Raw genomic sequence first — 21,379 nt, 5'->3', positions numbered from 1 at the left:
CGCGCAGAGCGCGCAGGTCTGTGGACGGGTGTGCGGGCGTTGCGGGCGTGGCCTGTTGTCAGCGGCTCCTGGAGCGGGCGGCCGTCGGCTTCTCCCCCGGCGGAACCGGATCGGCGGCGTTCCGCCGCTCCTCCTCCCCGTCCTGCTCCTCCGCCCGCTCCTTCTTCTGCTGCTTCTCCTTCTGCGCGGCCATCAGCGAGAGCCGGACGAGCCTGGCCTCGCAGTGGTCGAGCCAGCGCGCCTCCGCCTCCGTCTGGAAGATGAGCTGTTCGAGCACGAGCAGCCATGCCACCTCGTCCCGGTTGTCCGGGGAGACCTCGGTGGCCTGGGCCTTGAGCCGGGTGTAGTCCTGCATCGCCTGCACCGTGTGGTGGCGCTGCGACTGGATCACGTCGCGGATGTCGATTCCGGGTGCGCCGACGGCCATCGCGAGTTTGATGGCCAGTTCGTCGCGCGGCGGACTGCGCCGGTCGACCGGTGAGCGGAACCAGTTCAGCAGTTCCTCACGGCCGGCGTCCGTGATCACGTAGAGCGCGTGCCCGGCTTCGTCCTCACCGTCCTGGACGACCATGCCGTCGCGTTCCAGACGGTTGAGCGTCGTATAGACCTGGCCGACGTTCAGGGGCCAGGTGGCGCCGGTGCGCGACTCGAACTCCGTACGGAGCTGAGAGCCGTAGCGCGGTCCCGGTTCAAGGAGGGCCAGAAGGCCGTGGCGGATCGACATACTCAGTATGTATACCGAGTATGTACTCGACGGCAAGGGTCTTGAGGGGGACGTCACGCGTCCGTCGTAAGGAGGAGGTAAGGGTGGTGCGAGATGTACGGGGGCGGCGAAGGCGCAGCTCAGAGGCGGTGCGCGGACCGGCGGGACGGGTGCCGTGGGGTCAGTGTCGCCGGAGTCGTAGGCCCAGAAAACCGATACCGAGACCCATCAGCGCTATTCCGATACCGAGGGTCAGCGCGGGCACGGCGCGGGTGACCGGCTCGGAGACGGCCTGGCTGTTCTGCTCCTGTGCGGTGGTGTCCTGAGGGGGCGTACGGGGTGGGACGGGTGCGTCCGCCGAGGCCCCGTAGTCGTCCGACAGGAGACCTCCCTCATCCCGGTCGTCCTCGTCCGGGCGGTCCGGCTCCCGTTCGGGTTCCGTCTCGCGGTCCCTCTTCTTCTCGCTCTTCCTGTCGTTCTTCGGCTTGCCGGAGGCCGACGCCGAGCGGCTGGGAGATGGCGAAGCGGAACCGGACGATGGTCTTCCACTCGCACTCGGCGACATCGGCGGGATCGGTGACATCGCCGGGTACGTGGCGTCCGCGGGGTCGTCGACGGCTTCCGACTCCGACGCCGACTCCGACGCCTCCGGACTCGCCGTCGTCCGCCCCGGCCTGGGCCGTCCTTGCCCGGCCTGATTCCCGGCCAGCGAGGAGGTCGCGCTCGGGGTCGGCGACGACGGGTCGACGCGCGAGGGCTCGCCCTCCTCGGCGTACGCGAGAGTCGCGGCAAGCAACGGGCCGGCGAGAACGGCGAAAGCGAGAGCGAGAGCGAGAACGACCGCGACCGCGTTCGCTCTCGCGCAGCGGGTGCGCTGTCCTGCGTGGAGCCGTGACATCACCGACTCAGCGTCACATGTGGTGACAGAAGCGGCATCTCGGCGACATTCGACTGTCCCCGGCCGCCGTACACTCCCGCGCGACCCCTACGTGCCGACGCCTACGTGCCTACGCCACGTTCGCGGCTACTCCGGGTTGCCCGTGGAGATCGTCAGCTCGAACTCCTGGTCCTTGGGCAGCACCGCCGAGCCCTGGCGCGGGAACTGCTCGACCACGATGTCCTTGGCCTGCGTGGGGTCGTTGACCTCGGTCACCTTCCACGTCCACTCCGCGGACCGCAGGCACTCCTTCACGGAGAGGATGTCCTTGTAGCGCAGGTCGGGTGCCTGGACCTTGGTCGGGTCGACCCCGTCCTCGTACGCGTCCGAGCACTTCTCCTTGTCGATGGTCCGGTTGCGCTCCGGCGGCCGGTGCCCTTCCACCGCCGAGCCGCTGGGCTTGGCCTCCGAGCCCTTGTCCTCGTCGCCGCCCGACTGGAGCGCGAAGACCAGACCGGCGATCGCCGCGACCGCCACCACGACCGACCCGACGATGACCGGCATGTTCCGCCTGCCGCCGTTGCCGCCACCGCCGTGCCCGCCATGCCCCCCGTGTCCGACCTGCCCCGACCCCATCGGCGCCGTCTGCGGTGACATCGAGTACGAGGGCGCGGGGGTCTGGTACCCCTGGTTGGGCTGCGGCGGGTAGCCGTAGGTCGGGGGCGGCGTCTGCATCGGCGCCGGGTTCTGCATGGCCGGCGTCGGCGGGCCGTACGCCCCCGGCTGGTACGGCGTCTGCATGCCGCCCTGCGACGGCGCCGGCGTCCCCTGGTCCACCGGCGGGAAGACCGCCGAGCCCACGCCCGAGCCGCTCGTCGACGGGGCGCCCTGCACGATCACCGGCGCGCCGGTCTGGCCCTGCGGAAGCACCCGCGCGCACTCGTCGCGCATGGCTGCGGCGCTCGGAAACCGCTCGTTCGGGTTCTTCTTCAACGCCCGCGCGACGAGCGCGTCCACGGCGGGAGTGACCGAGCGGTTGATGGAGGAGGGGGCGACCGGCTCCTCCTGAACGTGCGCGTACGCGATCGCCAGCGGTGAGTCCGCCTCGAAGGGCAGTCGGCCCGTCAGCAGCTGGAAGAGCATGATGCCGACCGAGTACAGGTCGGAGCGCGCGTCGACGCCGCGCCCCAGCGCCTGCTCGGGGGAGAGGTACTGCGGCGTGCCGACGACCATGCCGGTCTGCGTCATCGACGTGACACCCGACTGCATGGCCCGCGCGATGCCGAAGTCCATCACCTTGACGACGCCGCGCTTGGTCATCATCACGTTGCCGGGCTTGATGTCGCGGTGCACCAGGCCCATCTCGTGACTGGTCTCCAGCGCGGCCAGCACGTCCGCCGTCACCTTCAGCGCGCGGTCGGCCGGCATCGCGCCGTACTGCTGGATGTCCGTCTGGAGCACGGAGCCGAGCGGCTGCCCCTCCACGTACTCCATGACGATGTACGGCATGAGCGAGCCGTCCAGCTCGTCCTCACCGGTGTCGAAGACCGAGACGATGTTGGTGTGCGACAGTTTCGCGACGGCCTGCGCCTCGCGCCGGAAGCGCTCGCGGAAGGACTGCTCACGGCCCAGTTCGGTGTGCAGCGTCTTGATCGCGACCTGTCGGTCGAGCGCCGCGTCGTACGCGAGGTAGACGGACGCCATGCCGCCCTCGCCGAGCAGGTCACGAAGCTGATACCGGCCACCCGCGACCGAACCGCCCGCATAGCGGCCCTGTGCGCCGTCGTTGCTCATGACTGTGCTTCCCCCTCGGCGCGGCGACGCGGTGTTCTCAGTGGCTTCGCGCTGATCCGTACTCACGTGATCCCGTATTTACGGGCCAAGTCTGCCGCAGGCCACTGACACGTCAAGCCGGGTGCCCGTTCCGTGACCGTACGCACAACAAGCGTCTCGGAAGCGTTACAGGAACAGCATGGAATTTGCGTACGCGCAGCCGCACCGGGTTTGATGGCCGGTCCATCTCCAATTGGCGTGCCGTGCGAAGGCTGTAGCGTGACCGGGGCACAGCACCGTCCAGGATCCGTACCGGCTCCTGGGCCCCATACCTTCATCCATCCCAGGCACCACCGCGACCCCGTGCACGCGGGCGGCACGCGGAACAGAAACGACGGCGAGGACTGATGGCACCCGAACCCGAGGCAGGCGGCGGCGGAGTGCCTGATGCGACGGACTCATGGGGCGTCGGCGCACTGGTCGGCGACGGCCGCTACCGGATGACGTACCGCCTCGGCCGGGGCGGTATGGCGGAGGTGTACGCGGCGGAGGACGTCCGGCTCGGCCGCACCGTGGCCGTCAAGCTGCTGCGGTCCGATCTCGCCGAGGACCCCGTCTCCAAGGCCCGCTTCACCCGCGAGGCCCAGTCGGTGGCCGGGCTCAACCACCATGCTGTGGTGGCGGTGTACGACTCCGGTGAGGATGTCGTGGGCGGTCAGACCGTTCCGTACATCGTCATGGAACTGGTCGAGGGCCGCACGATCCGCGATCTGCTGATCAACGCCGAGGCGCCGCCGCCGGAGCAGGCGCTGATCATCGTCTCCGGTGTGCTCGAAGCGCTCGCGTACTCGCACCAGCACGGCATCGTGCACCGTGACATCAAGCCCGCGAACGTGATCATCACCAACGGCGGCGCGGTCAAGGTGATGGACTTCGGCATCGCGCGCGCCCTGCACGGCGCGCAGTCGACGATGACCCAGACCGGCATGGTCATGGGCACGCCGCAGTACCTCTCCCCCGAGCAGGCGCTCGGCAAGGCCGTCGACCACCGGTCCGACCTGTACGCCACGGGCTGTCTGCTCTACGAACTCCTGTCGCTGCGCCCGCCGTTCACCGGTGAGACGCCGCTGTCCGTCGTGTACCAGCACGTCCAGGACATCCCCGTCCCGCCGTCCGAGGTCTCGGACGTGGTGCCGCCGGAGCTGGACGGGCTGGTGATGCGCTCGCTCGCGAAGGACCCGGACGACCGGTTCCAGAGCGCCGAGGAGATGCGCGGTCTCGTCCAGTACGGCATGCAGATGCTCCAGCAGCAGGGCAGCCACACCGGCACCTGGAACACCGGCCCCGTCGACTCCCACGACGGCGGCACCCCGGCGATGGGCGTCGCCGCGACGGCCGCGCTCGGTCACCCGCCGCACGGCGACACCACGCAGCGCCCGCTGCTGCCGCCGCAGAACCCGCACGACGGCGGTTACGACGGCGACCGGCACGGCAACGGGCGGCGCGGTGGCCGCGGCAAGATGTGGCTGTTCGCGCTGCTCGCGGTGGTCGCGATAGTGGCGGGCGCCGCGTACGCGGTGAACACCATGGGCGACACGGGCAACGAGAACAAGCAGGACCAGAAGACCACCCAGAGCCCGTCCACCAGCCCCAGCGAGGAGCCGTCGAAGTCGGACGAGGAGTCCGCGCCCACCGACGACGAGCACGACACCTCGACGGGGGGCAACCAGCAGCCGGACTACCCGACGGAGGACTCCCCGAGCGAGTCGCCGTCGGAGTCGGACACGCCGTCCGGCCCGCCGTCGTCGACCGATCCGGGCGACGACGAGGGGACGACGGAGGGCGGTACGGGAGAGCCGTCGTCGGAACCGACGCCGTCGGGGGACCCGGGCGGCACGGAAGGGACGAGCGAGGGCACCACCGAGGGCGGCACGGGGACGCCGGGCGGCGCCGCGGGCGACCCCGGTGGCGGAGTCGTCGAGGGCACCGCCGCCGGCGCGGGCTGATCCGGGCCGCGATCAGCCCGCGAACGCCTCGCACACCTCCTCGTACCTCCGCGTCCACCACACCGCCAGGGCCGACACCGCAGGGAACTGCGGGTCGGCCCTTCGGTCGTCCAGCTGGTAGCGCCAGCGCAGTATCCAGAAGTCGTTCAGCCGCTCCCACCACACCCGGTGGACGGCCGCGGCCAGTTCGGCGTCGTCGGCCCCGGACGCCAGCCGGTAGGCGCGCGCGTACGCCCGTACCTTCACCAGGTCCAGCTCCCCCGACGGCCGTACGAAGAAGATCGCCGCCGCCCGGACCGCCTCCTCGGCGCGCGGCTGGACGGACAGCCGGTCCCAGTCGACGATCGCGACGTGCTCGGTGCCCCGGTAGAGCAGGTTCAGCGGGTGGAAGTCGCCGTGCACCCACCCGGTGGCCGTCGCGGCGGCCGGCGGCGGCCGGTGGTGGGCGTGCCGTTCCAGGAGCGTGCGCCGCTCCCGCAGCCGGTGTTCGGCGAGTGAGTCGAAGCCGTCGCGCGGGGTGCGCCCACGGGCGAGGGCCAGCAGTTCGTCGATGAGCGCGAAGGTGTCGGCGGGGCTGGCGCTGTCGTACACACCGTCATAGGCGCCGTCGTACGCGAGGCGACCGGTCGACCCCCGCGCCGACTCCATGACCTGTCCCAGACAGGTGTGTACGGCTCCGAGGAGCGACCCGAGCCGGCCCGACGCGAGCGGCGTGAGCCGGGCGCCGGTGCGGTGCCGGCCGTCGACCCAGGGGTGCAGGGCGTAGCAGCGGCCGTCGACGACGGTGACGGTGCCGCCCTCGGTGTCCCGGACAGGCGGCGCGACGGGCACACCCCGTGCCTGGAGCCGCCGGATGGCGCGGTGCTGGCGGGCGATGGACTCGCGGTCGCCGTCGAGATGGTGCTTGAGGAAGTAGGAGCCGTGGGTGGTGGTGAGCCGGTAGCCGCGATTCAGCAGGCCTTGGGCGACCGGTCGGCAGGCCAGCGGTTCGCCGCAGTACTTGTAGCGTCGGAGCAGGTCACCGAGCGGCAGGAGACCGAAGGGCAGGTCCACCACGGGTGGATTGGTCACGACATAGGGCTTGTAGGGCATCGTCGCAGTCGTTGCAGATGAGCGCGGCACCCTTCAAATGGTAGATCACGCAGCGTGGCGATCGTGTCGCGCTCCGCTACGGCTTCCGCTCGGCGCGGTCGAGTGCCCGGGTTCGCGCTCGGGATCGTGCTCCGGCTCGCGCTCGGGTTCCTGCTCTGTCGAGTATTCGAGGACGTGCACCGTCGCGAACTGGGGCGTCAGGCTCATGTAGACGGGCTCGAACGGTTCGCCGTCGACGCGGTGCGGTCCCGGCCCGAACAGGGCCAGCTCGTCCGACGTCGGCCTGATCATGCTGGCCGTGCCGGTGCACTGGACCGACCAGAGGTCGCGCTCGCCGCTGTTGAAGTTGTCGGCGCCGTACGCGATCACGCTGCCGCTGCACGCGCGGTGGTAGCCCATCCCGCGGTGCATCCGCAGGACGACGCTGTCGTCCGTGACGATATGGCGGGCGGGGGCCACGAAGGGCATCGCCCGCATGGTCGTCGCCACCCGTCCGTACCGGACCCGGTGGAGCAGCTCGATGGCGCGCAGATCATCGGTGGACATGACATCCACTCTCTGTCACCGATCGTCCACAGAACAGGGGAGCCCGCCCCGGATGAGGAGGACCTTGGTCCCTGCCCGGACTCGCGGAGACGCGGGCAGGTTGAGGCCCTTCGGCAGGTTTCAGCGCTGCCCGGCGCCGTGAGCGGCCGTTTCAGCGCTGCTCGGCCTGGAGTCTCGCCACGTACGCGGCGGCCTGCGACCGCCGCTCCATGCCCAGTTTGGACAGCAGACTGGAGACGTAATTCTTGATCGTCTTCTCGGCGAGATGCAGCCGCTCGCCGATGGCCCGGTTGGTCAGGCCCTCGCCGATGAGATCCAGGATCTTGCGCTCCTGCTCGGTGAGGTTCGTGAGCCTGTCGTCACCCTTGGGGGTGTTGCCCTCGCGCAGCCGCTGGAGCACCCGTGCCGTCGCGACCGGGTCCAGCAGTGACCTGCCGGCCGCCACGTCCCGGACGGCGGCCAGCAGCTCGTCGCCGCGGATCGCCTTGAGTACGTAACCCGAGGCGCCGGCCATGATCGCGTCGAACAGCGCCTCGTCGTCGGAGTACGAGGTGAGCATCAGGCACCGGATGCCCTCGTCCCTGGCGCGGATGTCCCGGCAGACCTCGACCCCGCTGCCGTCCGGCAGCCGTACGTCGAGCACCGCGACGTCCGGCCGGGTGGCCGGGATCCTGCTCAGCGCGTCGGCCGCCGTACCCGCCTCGCCCACGACCTCGATGTCGTTCTCGCCGGCGAGCAGCTCATGGACACCCCGCCTGACGACCTCGTGATCGTCCAGCAGAAATACGGTGATTTTTCCCTTTTCAGGCACGAGATCAGTCAAACACACTTCCCCCTATCCCCGTCGTGGGCGGCCGGGATAACGTGCCGTTGTTCCGGCGGCCTGCAAGGCTGTGACCAGTGGTTGTCCCCGCGCTCTGCCATTTACTTGGAAATCCAAGCAAAATCGCAGGTCAATAGGGGTTTCGCAGGAATGCGACCCACTGGGTAACGTGCCTGTGACAGGGCGCTCGCCGGGGCACCTGTCACGCCTGTCCCGGCCGGGTCGCACCCACCCCATGCACGCGTCCGGAAGCAGGCGAGCCGCACTGGTTCCCGGCGGATCCCGGGGACCGGACCGACGGAGGAGCACGCACGTGACCGTGGAGAGCACTGCCGCCGCGCGAAAGCCGCGACGTAGCAGCGGCACCAAGCGCGCCGGCGCAAAGACGGCGTCGCAGCCGAAGGCGTCCGAGCCCCAGCTCGTACAGCTGCTGACGCCCGAGGGCGAACGCGTCAAGAACGACGAGTACGACGGCTACCTGGCCGACATCACCCCCGAATCCCTGCGCGGGCTCTACCGCGACATGGTCCTCACACGCCGTTTCGACGCCGAGGCCACATCCCTCCAGCGCCAGGGCGAGCTGGGCCTGTGGGCCTCGCTGCTCGGCCAGGAGGCCGCCCAGATCGGCTCGGGACGCGCGCTGCGCGACAGCGACTACGTCTTCCCGACCTACCGGGAGCACGGCGTCGCCTGGTGCCGGGGAGTCGACCCGACGAACCTGCTCGGGATGTTCCGCGGTGTGAACCACGGCGGCTGGGACCCCAAGACCAACAACTTCCACCTCTACACGATCGTCATCGGCTCGCAGACGCTGCACGCCACCGGCTACGCGATGGGCGTGGCCAAGGACGGCGCGGACTCCGCCGTCATCGCCTACTTCGGCGACGGTGCCTCCAGCCAGGGCGACGTGGCGGAGTCGTTCACCTTCTCGGCCGTCTACAACGCGCCGGTGGTCTTCTTCTGCCAGAACAACCAGTGGGCCATCTCCGAGCCGACCGAGAAGCAGATGCGCGTGCCGCTCTACCAGCGCGCACAGGGCTTCGGCTTCCCCGGCGTCCGGGTCGACGGCAACGACGTACTGGCCTGTCTGGCCGTGACGCGCGCCGCGCTGGAGCGCGCCCGCAGCGGCGGGGGCCCGATGCTCGTGGAGGCGTTCACCTACCGGATGGGCGCGCACACGACGTCCGACGACCCGACGAAGTACCGGGCGGACGAGGAGCGCGAGGCGTGGAAGGCGAAGGACCCGATCCTGCGGCTGCGCGCGTATCTGGAGCGGGAGTCGGCCGCGGACGAGGCGTTCTTCGCGGCTCTGGAGGAGGAGAGCGAGGCGCTCGGGCGGCGGGTGCGTGAGGCGGTGCGGGCGATGCCCGACCCGGACCACCTGGCGATCTTCGAGCATGTCTACGCGGACGGGCACGCGCTCGTGGACGAGGAGCGGGCGCAGTTCGCGGCGTACCTGGAGTCGTTCGAGGAGGGCAAGTAGCCATGGCCGTACAGAAACTTCCCCTCGCGAAGGCGATCAACGAGTCGCTGCGCGTCGCCCTCGAAACCGACCCCAAGGTCCTGATCATGGGCGAGGACGTCGGCAAGCTCGGCGGTGTCTTCCGGGTCACCGACGGGCTCCAGAAGGACTTCGGCGAGGGCCGGGTCATCGACACCCCGCTGGCCGAGTCGGGCATCGTCGGTACGGCGATCGGCCTCGCGCTGCGCGGCTACCGGCCCGTCGTGGAGATCCAGTTCGACGGCTTCGTCTTCCCGGCGTACGACCAGATCGTCACGCAGCTCGCGAAGATGCACGCCCGTGCGCTCGGCAAGATCAAGCTGCCGGTCGTCATCCGCATTCCGTACGGCGGCGGCATCGGCGCCGTCGAGCACCACTCGGAGTCGCCGGAGGCGCTGTTCGGGCATGTGGCGGGATTGAAGATCGTCTCGCCGTCGACGTCGGGGGACGGCTACTGGATGATGCAGCAGGCGATCCAGAGCGACGACCCGGTCATCTTCTTCGAGCCCAAGCGGCGCTACTGGGACAAGGGCGAGGTCGACACCGAGGCCATTCCGGGCCCGCTGCACAAGGCCCGCGTCACCCGCACCGGCACGGATCTCACCCTCGCGGCGTACGGCCCCATGGTGAAGGTCTGCCTGGAGGCGGCGGCTGCCGCGGCCGAGGAGGGCAAGTCGGTGGAGGTGCTCGATCTCCGCTCGATGTCCCCGATCGACTTCGACACGATCCAGACGTCGGTGGAGAAGACGCGCCGGCTGGTCGTGGTCCACGAGGCACCGGTGTTCTACGGCTCCGGCGCGGAGATCGCCGCCCGGATCACGGAGCGCTCCTTCTACCACCTGGAGGCTCCGGTGCTGCGGGTCGGTGGATTCCACGCCCCGTATCCGCCGGCGCGCCTGGAGGAGGAGTATCTTCCGGGCCTGGACCGGGTGCTCGACGCCGTCGACCGCTCGCTCGCGTACTGAGGAGTGCCGTGACCATGACTGCTGACACTTCCACCCGCTCGGCGCGCTATCGCGAGTTCAAGATGCCCGACGTGGGCGAAGGACTCACCGAGGCCGAGATTCTCAAGTGGTACGTACAGCCGGGCGACACCGTCGTCGACGGCCAGGTGGTGTGCGAGGTGGAGACGGCGAAGGCCGCCGTCGAACTGCCCATCCCCTACGACGGGGTGGTGCACGAGCTGCGCTTCGACGAGGGCACGACCGTCGATGTCGGGGCGTCGATCATCACGGTGGACGTGGCACCGGGCGGCGAGGCGGCGCCGGAGCCGGAGCCCTCTCAGGAACCGGAGCCTGCGCCGGCTCCGGAGGCCGCCGAGCCGAAGGGGCGCCAGCCGGTGCTCGTGGGCTACGGCGTCGCGGAGTCGTCCACGAAGCGGCGGCCCCGCAGGGGGGCGTCAGCGGTCCCCGAGCAGGGCGCCGCGGCTGCGGCGATCCAGTCGGAGATGAACGGCGTGTCGTCCGCTCCCGCCGCCGACGCACTGTCCCGCCCACTGGCGAAGCCGCCGGTGCGCAAGCTCGCCAAGGACCTGGGTGTGGACCTGGCGATGGTCACGCCGACGGGCCCGGACGGGATCATCACGCGCGACGACGTCCACGCGGCGACGGCACCGGAGGCGGAGGCGCCTGAGCCGCCGGTCGTGACCCCCGCGCCCGCTCCCGCCGGCCGGGAGACCCGTATCCCCGTCAAGGGCGTACGCAAGGCCACGGCGGCGGCGATGGTGGGCAGCGCGTTCACCGCGCCGCACGTCACGGAGTTCGTGACGGTCGACGTGACGCGCACGATGAAGCTGGTGGACGAGCTCAAGTCCGACAAGGACATGGCCGGTGTCCGGGTCAACCCGCTGCTGCTCATCGCCAAGGCGCTGCTGGTGGCCATCAAACGCCACCCCGAGGTCAACGCCACCTGGGACGAGACCGCCCAGGAGATCGTGCTCAAGCACTACGTCAACCTCGGCATCGCGGCGGCGACCCCACGCGGCCTGCTCGTCCCGAACATCAAGGACGCGCAGGACAAGACCCTGCCCCAACTCGCCGAGTCCCTGTCCGAGTTGGTGTCCACGGCCCGCGAGGGCAAGACCACCCCGTCGGCCATGCAGGGCGGCACGGTGACCATCACGAACGTCGGCGTCTTCGGCGTCGACACGGGCACACCGATCCTCAATCCGGGCGAGTCCGCGATCCTCGCGGTCGGCGCGATCAAGCTCCAGCCCTGGGTCCACAAGGGCAAGGTGAAGCCCCGCCAGGTCACCACACTGGCGCTGTCGTTCGACCACCGCCTGGTGGACGGCGAACTGGGCTCCAAGGTCCTGGCGGACATCGCGGCGATCCTCGAACAGCCGAAGCGGCTGATCACCTGGGGCTGACGGCTCACGCAAAGACCGAAGGGTCGCGACTCCGCGCGGAGTCGCGACCCTTTCGCTTCTACGCGCCCCTGATGGTCACGGAGCGAAGCGGGTATATCTGTTTTGGTGACCGCCCGCAGTCGGCCGGTCAGAGACCGAGGGGAGACGCTCATGGGTGAGCACGGTGACGGCAAGGGCGGCACAGAAGGGGACCAGAAGCAGACGCCGAAGGAGTCGGACGGTCAGTGGACCAGGCCTGTTCCGCCGAAGAAGTGAGTGACGGTTACGCGCGGCTGCTGGCCGGTCTGACCAAGTCCGGTGCGCTGGAGGAGGGTTGGCGGGGCGCGTTCGCGCGTGCCCCGCGGGCGGAGTTCGTGCCGGAGGTCGTGTGGGCGCCCGACGACGGCGCCCCGACCGGCCACCGGCGCGTCAGCCGAGCCGTCGAGCCCGATACGTGGTGGGCGCTGGTCGACGCCGACGGGGTCGTCGTCACGCAACTCGACGACGGCGCCGACGACGGCCCCGGCATCCCCACGTCGTCCGCGTCCAAGCCCTCGTTGGTCGCGTCGATGCTCCGGCATCTGGAGGTCACCGACGGCGCCCGGGTCCTGGACGTCGGTACGGGCACGGGCTGGACAAGTGCCCTGCTGACGGCCCGACTCGGCGCCGAGGCCGTCACGACGGTGGAGGTCGACCCCCGCATCTCCGCCGAGGCCGCGCACCGTCTGAAGTCCGCAGCGCTCGCCCCTGCCCGGCTGGTGGTCGGCGACGGCCTGACCGGGTGGCCCGAGGGCGCACCGTACGACCACATCCACTCGACGGCGGCCGTACGCCGCGTCCCCCGCACCTGGATCGCCCAGACCCGGCCCGGCGGCACGATCGTGACGCCGTGGGGCACGCCGTTCGCCAACGCCGGCCTGCTGCGCCTGGTGACGGGCGAGCCCGGCGGCCCCTCGTGCGGCCGCTTCGTCGGCAACGTCAGCTTCATGTGGATGCGCGCCCAACGCCCCCACGCCGTAACTCTCCCACCCACGGACCCCGACACCCACGGCCCGTCCGCCATGGACCCGGAGCTGGCGCTGGCGAACGTGGACGTGGCGTTCACGATCGGCCTCCGCGTCCCGGACGCGCGCTACGCCCACACCTGGGACGCCTCGAACCCGTCGACCACGTACCGAATCGTCCTCTCGGACGGCAACGGCTCCTGCGCATCGGCACGTTACGAGTCCTGGGACGCCCCCGACGCGGTCCGCCAATGGGGCCCCCGCCGCCTCTGGGACGAGATCACGGCGGCGCGAACCTGGTGGGAGGACAGAGCCCGCCCGCCCCTGACCCGCTTCGGCCTGACGGTCACGGCGCGGGGACGGCAGAAGGTGTGGCTGGACGTTCCGGCGAACCTGGTGGGGTGAGGGGCGTGGTCCCGCCGCTCACAGCGGCCTTAGGGTGAAGAGGTTGTCGGACGGATCCACGACTGCCTTGAAGCTCGCGCCTACCCGGAAGCGCTCCTCGTGGTCGCATTGGTAGGTCGCCTCGAAGGACGGGACGTCCGTGCCGCTGATCCGCAGGGTCAGCACGGAGATGTCCGCCGAGCCGTCTTCCGGGTCGACCCGTTTCGCGGCGATGATCTTCGCCACCGCCGGCCGTCCCGACTGCCGCAGCCGTGCCGTGTCCGCCTTCGCCTCAGCCACGTCGGACCAGATGACAGAACCGCTCAGGACCATCAGCAGTGAGAAGAACGACCAGGCCCAGTGGAGATCGCCGAAGACGGCCAGGGCGGGCAGGACCGGGGCGCCGACCCAGCAGCCCAAGGCGATGACCCGGCCCACCACCTGGAGGACGGCGCCGCCTATGTTCGCCTGTCGGGCCGTCCCCGTGCCTTTGTCGACCGTCATTCCACGAGGTTAATCGTGTATATGAAGCGGCGTGCCCCGCTTGGCAGATCCTGAGGCAGCCCGACGGCGCTGGCGCGCGGCCTCGTACAGGACCACCGTCGCCGCGTTCGACGCGTTCAGGGAGCTTGCCGAGCCCGACATCGGGATGCTCACCACGTGGTCGCACAACTCGCGCCAGCCCGCGCTCAGGCCGGCCGTCTCGTTGCCGATCAGCAGCAGCACCGGCTGGGTGAGGTCGAATTGGTCGGCGTCCGCCTCGCCGTGCTCGTCCGTGCCGACGACCGCGACGGGGCGGCCCTGCCCGCGTTCCTTCGTCAGCCACTGCGCCACCTCGTGGTGCGACGGGCTGCGGACGACCGGGAGCGCGAACAGGGAGCCTGTGGTGGCGCGTACGGCCTTCGGGTCGTAGACGTCCGCCGCGTGGCCGGTGACGATCAGCCCGTCCGCGCCGAACGCGTCCGCCGAGCGGATGATGCTGCCGATGTTGCCCGGCTGGGTGGGGCGGTCGAACAGCACGCCCAGGAAGGCTTCATGGACGGCGATCCGGCTCAGATCGTCCGGCCGCATCTCGACCACGGCCAGGACCTCGGGCGCGCCGTCGCCGCGTTCGCCAAGTTCGGCGAGGAGTTCGGGGGCCATCGCCACCCGGTCCGTACTGATGCCGCGCAGCAACTCCTCGGCCCACCGCGAGAGCGGGCGGCTCGCGTCGTACAGCAGGGCGCGTACGGTCCAACCGTGCTCGACGGCCATCGTGATGGGCCGTACGCCCTGGACGAGGAACTCGTTCTGGCGCTTGCGCTTGTTGCGGTTGGCGAGCAGCGCGTGCCACTGCTGGAAGCGGGCGTTGCGGGTCGTGATCCGCTGACCGGCCACCCGTCCTCCTGGCTGTCGGGAGATCTCTGACCGGGGAAGGCTACAACGGCGGGCAGCAACTCCCGGCAACAACAAGGGGCGCGGCCACCCGGTGGTGGCCGCGCCCCTTACTCGGTCCCGCAGGGGGTCAGTGGTCAGTCGCGCTGTGCGCCCGCCGGGAGTTGGCGGAGCTGCATCGTCTTGGCCGTCGACACGCCCGAGTAGTAGTCGAGCAGCTTCGCCGCGTCGGTGTAGCGGTCGGTGCCGTTCAGGATGACGCCGATGTGCGTCTTGCCGTTGCGGGTCGCCGCGAAGATCAGGCAGGGGCCGGCGGCCGTGCCCGTGCCGGTCTTGACGCCGAACGCGCCCGAGTACGAGCCGAGCAGCTGGTTCGTGTTGTACCAGGTGTAGGTGCGGGTGCCGCCCGTGCTGGTCGTCGCCGTGGTCTTGTAGCTCGTGGCCTTGACGACCGTGCGCAGCGTGGAGTTGTTCATCGCGTAGTCGGCGATCGTCGCCAGGTCACGCGGGGTCGTGTAGTTGTCGCCGGCCGCCGAGATGCCGTCGAACGAGTCGAACTTGGTGTTCGTCAGGCCCAGTTCGGTCGCCTTGGCGTTCATCTTCGAGATGAACGACTTCGTGCGCGCCGCCACCGTCGACCCGGTGCCGATCGCGTCCGCGAGGGCGTACGCCGCGTCGCAGCCGGACGGGAGCATCAGGCCGTAGAGGAGCTGGCGGATCGTCACCTTGTCGCCGGTGCGCAGGTCCGCGGTGCTCGCGCCCTCGCGGACGACGTAGTCGCGGTACGTCTGCTTGATCGTGACCTGGCGGTTGAGGTCGATGCCCTTGGTGTTGAGCACGACGGCCGCGGTCATGATCTTGGTGGTGCTCGCCATCTGGCGGCGGATGTCCGCGTTCTTGCCGTACCGCTTGGCGCCGGTGGTGTCGTCCAGCAGGAAGGCACCCTTGGCCGAGAGGGTCGGCAGCGCGGCGGCGGCCTGGGCGGCGGGGGCGGACTCGGTCGCCTGGGTCGCCGGGGCGACGAGGACCGTGCCTGTCAGCATGGCGCCGGCGGTGAGGGCCACCACGGTGGAACGACGCGCGTTTCTGCGAAGGCCCGGGAAGCTGCTTATCAAAGGAACGCTCCGATGTCGCGAATGCGTTGGTCTGAAGTGAATTGGTCTCGCGCTCGTAAAGAGGGAGTCCAATGAAAGACGCATGAGCGACATGAATGGATGCACAACACGCCGGAAATCTTCTGTTCCGCGATACGGACGGGATCCCCGTCGCATCCCTGTTGTATCTAAGCTGTGCGCATGCCTGCCGCACCCGCCATACCCGCCGCCGCTCCCGTCAAACAGCCACCCGCCGCCGACCGTGTCTACAGCCACATCAAGCAGGGCGTGCTCGACCGGCACTACCAGGGCGGGACCCTCCTTACGGAGGGGGAACTCGCCGAGGCCGTCGGGGTGTCGCGTACGCCCGTACGTGAGGCGCTGCTCAAGCTGGAGGTCGAGGGGCTGATCAAGCTCTATCCCAAGAAGGGCGCCCTCGTGCTCGCCGTCTCCGCGCAGGAGATCGCCGATGTCGTCGAAACCCGGCTGCTGGTCGAGGAGTTCGCGGCCCGCAAGGCCGTCCCCGCGTCCGCGCGGCTCCTCGCGCGCCTGGAGGAGCTGCTCGAAGAACAGCACCGCCTCGCCGACGAGGGGGACCCGGCCGCCGTGGCCGTCGCCGACCGGTGCTTCCACGCCGAGATCGTCCGCAACGCGGGCAACGAGATCCTGTCGAAGCTCTACGACCAGCTCAGGGACCGGCAGTTGAGGATGGGCGTCGCCGTCATGGAGGCGCACCCCGAGCGCGTCCGGACCAGCATCACCGAGCACAGCGAACTCCTCGAAGCCATCCGGGCCGGTGACGCCGACGCCGCCGCGCGGTGCGTGCGCGCCCACGTCAGCCGCGTCAAGGTGCTCATCCGGGGTGAGGCCAGGTGAGTACGGGACCCTCAGGACCGTCCCGACCCTCAGGACCGTCCCGACCCTCCGGACGCGGCCCCGCCCTCGGCCTTCCCGGTGACCCGCCCGGCGGCCGGCGGGCCGTCGCCGTGTGGAGCATCGGTGTCGCCGTCTACTTCGTCGCCGTCATCTTCCGTACGAGCCTGGGCGTCGCCGGACTCGACGCCGCCGACCGCTTCGACGTCAACGCCTCCGCACTCTCCACCTTCTCGATCCTCCAGCTCCTCGTCTACGCCGGCATGCAGATACCCGTCGGCCTCATGGTCGACCGGCTCGGCACCCGCCGGGTCCTCACCATCGGCGTGACGCTTTTCACGCTCGGCCAGCTCAGCTTCGCCCTCGCCCCCTCCTACGGCATGGCCCTCGGCGCCCGCGCCCTTCTCGGCTGCGGGGACGCGATGACCTTCATCGCCGTACTGCGCCTCGGCGCCCACTGGTTCCCCGCCCGCCAGGGGCCGCTGATCGCGCAGTTCACCGGCCTCTTCGGGATGGCCGGCAATCTGGTCTCCACCCTCGTCATCGCCCGCCTGCTGAGCGACCTGGGCTGGACGACGACGTTCGTCGGCAGTTCGATGGCCGGTGTCGTCGTCCTCGTACTGATGCTGTTCTTCCTCAAGGACCACCCCGAGGGCCACGAGCCGCCGCCGTCCGAGCACGCCGGTGCGACCTATGTACGGAGGCAGATCGCCGAGTCGTGGCGGGAGCCCGGCACCCGGCTGGGGCTCTGGGTGCACTTCACCACCCAGTTCCCCGCGATGGTCTTCCTTCTGCTCTGGGGCCTGCCGTTCCTCGTCGAGGCCCAGGGGCAGTCCCGTGCCACGGCGGGCGATCTGCTGACCCTCATCGTCCTCGTCAACATGGTGATCGGCCTCGTCTACGGGCAGATCATCGCCCGCCACCATGCCGCCAGGGCACCGCTGGCCCTCGGCACGGTCGGTGTGACCGCGCTCGTGTGGGCGTCGACCCTCGGCTACCCCGGCGCCCACGCGCCGATGTGGCTGCTGATCACGCTCTGCGTCGTCCTCGGCGCCTGCGGACCCGCCTCGATGATCGGCTTCGACTTCGCCCGGCCCGCGAACCCGCCGGCCCGTCAGGGCACCGCCTCCGGCATCGTCAACATGGGCGGGTTCGTCGCCTCGATGACGACGCTGCTCGCCGTCGGCGTGCTGCTCGACGCGACCGGCGGCGACTACCGGGTCGCGTTCTCGTCCGTCTTCGTCCTCGAAGCGCTCGGGATCGTCCAGATCCTGCGGCTGCGGGCGCGCACGGCGCGGCGGGAGCGGGAACGGCTGGTGGCGAGCCGGGTGGAGGCCGTGCACGTCCCCGCGTGAGCGTGCGGGTACGGCTACCGGCTACGGCGTGACCGCGAACTCCCGCAGGATCGCCGCCGCCAGCTCCGTGTCCCCGTCCGTCTTGATCCGGTCCGGCACCGCGGCGGCCCGTACCCGCCCGCACGCCAGCCGGAAGTACGTCTCCCAGTCCATCGCCAGCGTCACCGCGGGGCCGAGCGAGGGCGAGCCGTCGATCGTGCCCCGGCCGTCCGCGTCGACCCGGACCGTCCGCAGGAACTCGACGGGGCCGTGCACGTCGAGCACGACGGCCGTGTACGGCGGCGCGCCCGCGTTCTTCGCGACCACCTTCGGGAGGGCTTCGAGGAGTACGTCGCGTGTGACGAGCGCGCCGGCGGAGTCGAGGTTGCCGGGCTTGCTCAGCGTCGTACGGAGATCCTGCTCGTGCACCCAGATGTCGAACGCGCGGTTGCGCATGGCCTGTTCGAGCGTCTGCTCGGCGCCGAGCGGGGCGCGGACCATGGTGCCGGGCTCGCGGTTCTCGTTCCGCAGCTGGCGGTTGCGGCGGATGATCGTGTACTCCAGCTCGGAGGTCATCTCCGGAGCGGTGTGGTGGCGCCGTACGTCCACCTGCATCTCCATGTAGCGGGAGATCTCGCTCCGCACGTGGTACAGGTCGCGGGGCAGTGTGTGGATGGGCCGGGGGTCGCCGAGCATCTCGGTTTCGAGCCCGATGACGTGCGAGACGATGTCCCGCACCGACCAGCCGGGGCACGGCGTGCGCCGGTTCCACTCACCCTCGACGAGTGGCTGTACCAGCTCGGCTATGGCTTCAATGGAGTGGGACCAGGCATCGGCGTAGTTCTGAAGGCTGGGATGGACGGTCACGGGACCCCTCGACGGTTCTGCGGTTAGCGGGCTGGGCTGCTGACTGCGGGCGGCGGGCTGCGGGCTGCGGGGGAGGTTCGAGAGCCTAAGTTACGCTGCCCGTTGGCACCCCGGCAGTGCTTTCGTGTGACGATCGTAGGCCCGTGTAGACGGCTCGAATGCCAGGACGGTGGTAGTGTGCGCGCCTCCCTCATCCAGATCGCAGTAGACCCGGACGAATCGATCAATTCCCGTAGGCGGCGCGCGGCCTCCTTGGTAAGGCAGCAGCGCGGCGCCGACCTCGTGGTCCTGCCCGAGCTGTGGCCGGTGGGCGCTTTCGCGTACGAGTCGTTCGCCACCGAGGCCGAGGCGCTGGACGGTCCGACCTTCCGGGCGATGTCCGAGGCGGCGAGCGACGCGGGCGTCTGGCTGCACGCCGGGTCCATCGTGGAACGGGCCCCCGAGGCCGTTCTGGACGGCGCGGCCGACCTCTACAACACCGCGCTCGTCATCGCGCCGGACGGCTCCCTCGTGCGCTCGTACCGCAAGATCCACCGCTTCGGCTTCGACAAGGGCGAGGCGACGCTGATGGGCGCGGGCGACGAACTGGTGACCGTCGCCCTGCCGGACGCGGTGCTGGGCCTCGCCACCTGCTACGACCTGCGGTTTCCCGAGCTTTTCCGGGGACTGCTCGACGAGGGCGCACAGCTCTTCGTGGTCCCGGCGGGCTGGCCGGCGCGCCGCCGCGCGCACTGGACGCTGCTGGCGCAGGCGCGCGCGGTGGAGAACCAGGCGTACGTGCTCGCCTGCTCGACGGCCGGCACGCACGCCGGGGTGGAGCAGTCCGGGCACAGCATCGTGGTCGACCCGTGGGGCGAGGTGCTGGCGGAGGCGGGGGCGGGCGAGGAGGTGCTGAGCGTCGAGTTCGACCTGGGGAAGGTCGCGACGACGCGCGAGCAGTTCCCGGTCCTGAAGGACCGTCTGCTGGGTGTGACGGCGCCCCGCGGCTGATTCCCGAGGGGCCCCCGCCCGGGTCCCGGCCCAGCCCCGCCGGGGCCGCCGCTCAGCCCTCCCCGCGCTCCTTCTCCGCCATCCGGATCACGCACACCGCCACCGCGATCAGCAGCGCCGTGTCCGCGTCCTCCCTGATCACATCCACGGCGTACGTCTCCCGCACCCGGAACCACCGGCGCGAGACATGCGCCAGCAGCTCGCCGTCGTACTCGATCGCGAACTCGCGGTCCAGGATCCGCCCGCTCACATCCAGCTCGGTGCCGTCGGCCAGGGCGACCCGGTAGTGGTCACGGAGCAGCGACAGCCTCTTCTTACGGATGGTGGCCAGCGGCTCACCGTCCCGCTCGACGGTCATCGTGTCCCGCAGGCTGACCAGCTTCTGACGGAGCGTGATCAGGACGCGCCCCTGAGGGTCCTTCAGCTCCAGGGTGTCGCGCAGCCGCAACGCCTTTCCGTCCACGAGGAAGGCCTGGTGGCCCTGCTCGTCCTCGATCCAGTAGTCGTCGCCGATGGCGAAGATCTTGTCGCGCACCAAGTACTTCATGCCGTATCGGTACCCACCGGGCTGCCGGGGGACGGCGCCGCGGCGTCATCTGTACGCGTACGGACGACAGGCGGCACCGCGTCCTCACGCAGCCCGCGCGCCAGCGCGAGGGTCACGGTGAGCGAGGCCGCCGCCAGCACCGTGATGCCCGTCGCCGGCGAGGTCTGCTCGGCGACGGCGCCCGCCAGGAGGGCGCACACCCCCTGCATCGTGAGCATGCCGGAGGAGTGCAGCCCGAGCGCGTGGCCGCTCAGCTCGTCCGGTGTCAGGGCCATCAGGCGCTCCTGGGAGATCAGGCTCGCCGCGTAGCCGACCGTCGCGAGCGTGACCAGGGCCAGGGCGAGCGGCAGCGCCGGGCCGAGGAAGAAGAACAGGTGCGGCACGGCCAGGAGCAGCAACAGCGGGACCGTGAGCCGCGCGCGCCAGCGGCGCGGGACGAACCGGCCGATCAGGATGTCCCCGGCGAGCATGCCCGCCGCACCGGCGGCGAAAAGGAGCCCGGCGTGCTCGGGGGCGTAGGGCACGTACAGGGATTCACAGCCGACGACCAGGCCGTTGGGTACCCAGAGCGCCAGATACACGGTGCGGCGCGGCCGGGACGACCACAGGCGCGCGTTGTTCCGCCAGGTCTGGCCGACCGAAGGGCGGCCGGTGGCGCGCGGCGGCCTCCTACTGAGGCCGAGTCGCGCCACGGTCGCCGCCGTGAGATACAGCGCGGCGCCGGTGAGCAGCGCCCCGCGCGGCGAGAGCAGTGCGACCAGCGCACCGCCGGTCGCGTACCCGCAGATCTGCATCAGGCCCGAGGACATGTTGAGCGTGGACCGGCCGAGCAGATAACCCTCCTTGGGGAGGACTTCGTTGAGGAGCCCGAGACGCACCCCGCCGCCGAGTGCGGAGAGCACACCGAGACCGAGGACGATCGCGAGGATCGCCGGGACGGGCAGACCGGGCAGGGCCGCGGCGGCCATACCGAGGGCGAACAGCAGCGACAGCGCGGCCAGCGTCGCGCGCGGGGGCAGCCGGTCGGCCGCCGACAGCAGCATCGTCGCGCCGATCACCTGGGCGAGGGAGGGGCCGAACATGGCGAGCGCGGAGAGCAGCGGCGAGCCGGTCGCCGAGTAGACGAGGGTGCCCAGCGCCAGCCCGCTCACGGTCTGGGCCGCCACCTGTCCGGCGGAGGTGAGAAAGAGCGGGGTGAACTCCGGAGTACGGAACAGCTCTTGGTAGGTGCGCATCCCCGGAGT

At 70.4% G+C, this 21,379-nt stretch carries 20 protein-coding genes; 8 read left to right on the top strand and 12 right to left on the bottom strand.

The genetic code is table 11. The features are described from left to right. Positions 1 to 58: 58 nt before the first annotated feature. The 3 genes from ACIBLA_RS17900 to ACIBLA_RS17890 all read right to left on the bottom strand — a co-directional run bounded on the left by ACIBLA_RS17900 (position 59) and on the right by ACIBLA_RS17890 (position 3,374). Complete coding sequence (locus ACIBLA_RS17900; RefSeq protein WP_363240564.1) at positions 59 to 724, bottom strand: PadR family transcriptional regulator; 666 nt, start codon at positions 722 to 724, stop codon at positions 59 to 61. 160 nt (positions 725 to 884) lie between these two features. Continuing rightward, positions 885 to 1,601, bottom strand: a complete 717-nt coding sequence (locus tag ACIBLA_RS17895; protein ID WP_399199105.1) for a hypothetical protein — start codon at positions 1,599 to 1,601, stop codon at positions 885 to 887. Positions 1,602 to 1,727: 126 nt separating this feature from the next. Then, positions 1,728 to 3,374, bottom strand: a complete 1,647-nt coding sequence (locus tag ACIBLA_RS17890) for a protein kinase (RefSeq protein WP_363240562.1) — start codon at positions 3,372 to 3,374, stop codon at positions 1,728 to 1,730. Positions 3,375 to 3,760: 386 nt separating this feature from the next. On the opposite strand from ACIBLA_RS17890, the gene ACIBLA_RS17885 reads away from it, so the two are divergent. After that, positions 3,761 to 5,359, top strand: a complete 1,599-nt coding sequence (locus ACIBLA_RS17885) for a protein kinase (protein ID WP_363240561.1) — start codon at positions 3,761 to 3,763, stop codon at positions 5,357 to 5,359. A gap of 12 nt (positions 5,360 to 5,371) precedes the next feature. On the opposite strand, the gene ACIBLA_RS17880 is transcribed toward ACIBLA_RS17885, so the two are convergent. The 3 genes from ACIBLA_RS17880 to ACIBLA_RS17870 form a co-directional block, all read right to left on the bottom strand. Continuing rightward, positions 5,372 to 6,376 carry a phosphotransferase gene (locus tag ACIBLA_RS17880; RefSeq protein ID WP_363240672.1) on the bottom strand — a complete coding sequence of 335 codons (1,005 nt, stop codon included), beginning with the start codon at positions 6,374 to 6,376 and terminating at the stop codon, positions 5,372 to 5,374. 120 nt (positions 6,377 to 6,496) lie between these two features. Next, on the bottom strand, positions 6,497 to 6,997 hold the full coding sequence (locus tag ACIBLA_RS17875; protein ID WP_363240560.1) for a pyridoxamine 5'-phosphate oxidase family protein: 501 nt from the start codon (positions 6,995 to 6,997) through the stop codon (positions 6,497 to 6,499). A gap of 151 nt (positions 6,998 to 7,148) precedes the next feature. Beyond that, positions 7,149 to 7,808 (bottom strand): response regulator, encoded by a 660-nt coding sequence (locus ACIBLA_RS17870; RefSeq protein ID WP_399199104.1) that lies wholly within the window; start codon positions 7,806 to 7,808, stop codon positions 7,149 to 7,151. A gap of 325 nt (positions 7,809 to 8,133) precedes the next feature. Between ACIBLA_RS17870 and pdhA the strand changes: the two genes are divergently transcribed. The 4 genes from pdhA to ACIBLA_RS17850 all read left to right on the top strand — a co-directional run bounded on the left by pdhA (position 8,134) and on the right by ACIBLA_RS17850 (position 13,077). Further along, a complete protein-coding gene (gene pdhA, locus ACIBLA_RS17865; protein WP_363240558.1) occupies positions 8,134 to 9,303 on the top strand; it encodes a pyruvate dehydrogenase (acetyl-transferring) E1 component subunit alpha in 1,170 nt (389 codons plus the stop codon). Positions 9,304 to 9,305: 2 nt separating this feature from the next. Continuing rightward, the gene (locus ACIBLA_RS17860) at positions 9,306 to 10,286 is read left to right on the top strand and encodes an alpha-ketoacid dehydrogenase subunit beta (protein WP_363240557.1); all 981 of its coding nucleotides are present in this window, start codon (positions 9,306 to 9,308) and stop codon (positions 10,284 to 10,286) included. A 14-nt stretch (positions 10,287 to 10,300) separates the two neighbouring features. Continuing rightward, complete coding sequence (locus tag ACIBLA_RS17855; protein ID WP_399199103.1) at positions 10,301 to 11,689, top strand: dihydrolipoamide acetyltransferase family protein; 1,389 nt, start codon at positions 10,301 to 10,303, stop codon at positions 11,687 to 11,689. Positions 11,690 to 11,913: 224 nt separating this feature from the next. After that, the gene (locus ACIBLA_RS17850; RefSeq protein ID WP_399199102.1) at positions 11,914 to 13,077 is read left to right on the top strand and encodes a methyltransferase domain-containing protein; all 1,164 of its coding nucleotides are present in this window, start codon (positions 11,914 to 11,916) and stop codon (positions 13,075 to 13,077) included. A gap of 18 nt (positions 13,078 to 13,095) precedes the next feature. Here the strand turns inward: ACIBLA_RS17850 and ACIBLA_RS17845 are convergent, their stop codons facing one another. The 3 genes from ACIBLA_RS17845 to ACIBLA_RS17835 form a co-directional block, all read right to left on the bottom strand. Beyond that, positions 13,096 to 13,560, bottom strand: coding sequence for a hypothetical protein (locus ACIBLA_RS17845; protein ID WP_399199101.1), 465 nt, complete (start codon positions 13,558 to 13,560; stop codon positions 13,096 to 13,098). Positions 13,561 to 13,569: 9 nt separating this feature from the next. Then, on the bottom strand, positions 13,570 to 14,433 hold the full coding sequence (locus tag ACIBLA_RS17840; RefSeq protein ID WP_399199100.1) for an RNA methyltransferase: 864 nt from the start codon (positions 14,431 to 14,433) through the stop codon (positions 13,570 to 13,572). Between the two features lie 134 nt (positions 14,434 to 14,567). Next, positions 14,568 to 15,473 (bottom strand): serine hydrolase, encoded by a 906-nt coding sequence (locus ACIBLA_RS17835; protein ID WP_363240552.1) that lies wholly within the window; start codon positions 15,471 to 15,473, stop codon positions 14,568 to 14,570. A 252-nt stretch (positions 15,474 to 15,725) separates the two neighbouring features. Between ACIBLA_RS17835 and ACIBLA_RS17830 the strand changes: the two genes are divergently transcribed. Continuing rightward, entirely contained in the window at positions 15,726 to 16,400 is a 675-nt protein-coding gene (locus ACIBLA_RS17830; RefSeq protein WP_399199099.1) for a GntR family transcriptional regulator, read from the top strand. 110 nt (positions 16,401 to 16,510) lie between these two features. Next, positions 16,511 to 17,752, top strand: coding sequence for a nitrate/nitrite transporter (locus tag ACIBLA_RS17825; protein WP_399199155.1), 1,242 nt, complete (start codon positions 16,511 to 16,513; stop codon positions 17,750 to 17,752). Between the two features lie 21 nt (positions 17,753 to 17,773). Here ACIBLA_RS17825 and ACIBLA_RS17820 read toward each other — a convergent pair whose 3' ends face one another. Continuing rightward, a complete protein-coding gene (locus ACIBLA_RS17820) occupies positions 17,774 to 18,598 on the bottom strand; it encodes a maleylpyruvate isomerase family mycothiol-dependent enzyme (RefSeq protein WP_363240549.1) in 825 nt (274 codons plus the stop codon). Positions 18,599 to 18,775: 177 nt separating this feature from the next. Between ACIBLA_RS17820 and ACIBLA_RS17815 the strand changes: the two genes are divergently transcribed. Further along, positions 18,776 to 19,588: a carbon-nitrogen family hydrolase gene (locus ACIBLA_RS17815; RefSeq protein WP_399199098.1), complete on the top strand. Its 813-nt coding sequence runs from the start codon at positions 18,776 to 18,778 to the stop codon at positions 19,586 to 19,588. Positions 19,589 to 19,640: 52 nt separating this feature from the next. On the opposite strand, the gene ACIBLA_RS17810 is transcribed toward ACIBLA_RS17815, so the two are convergent. After that, entirely contained in the window at positions 19,641 to 20,135 is a 495-nt protein-coding gene (locus ACIBLA_RS17810) for an LURP-one-related/scramblase family protein (protein WP_399199097.1), read from the bottom strand. Continuing rightward, complete coding sequence (locus tag ACIBLA_RS17805) at positions 20,132 to 21,370, bottom strand: MFS transporter (RefSeq protein WP_363240546.1); 1,239 nt, start codon at positions 21,368 to 21,370, stop codon at positions 20,132 to 20,134. Before ACIBLA_RS17805 ends, ACIBLA_RS17810 begins: the two co-directional genes overlap by 4 nt. Between the last annotated feature and the right edge of the window lie 9 nt (positions 21,371 to 21,379).

It is taken from the genome of Streptomyces sp. NPDC050433, from assembly GCF_044458565.1.
Classification (GTDB): Bacteria; Actinomycetota; Actinomycetes; order Streptomycetales; family Streptomycetaceae; genus Streptomyces.
The sequence above is the reverse complement of the archived record's forward strand: the minus strand, read 5'-3'. Positions and strand labels throughout refer to the sequence as shown.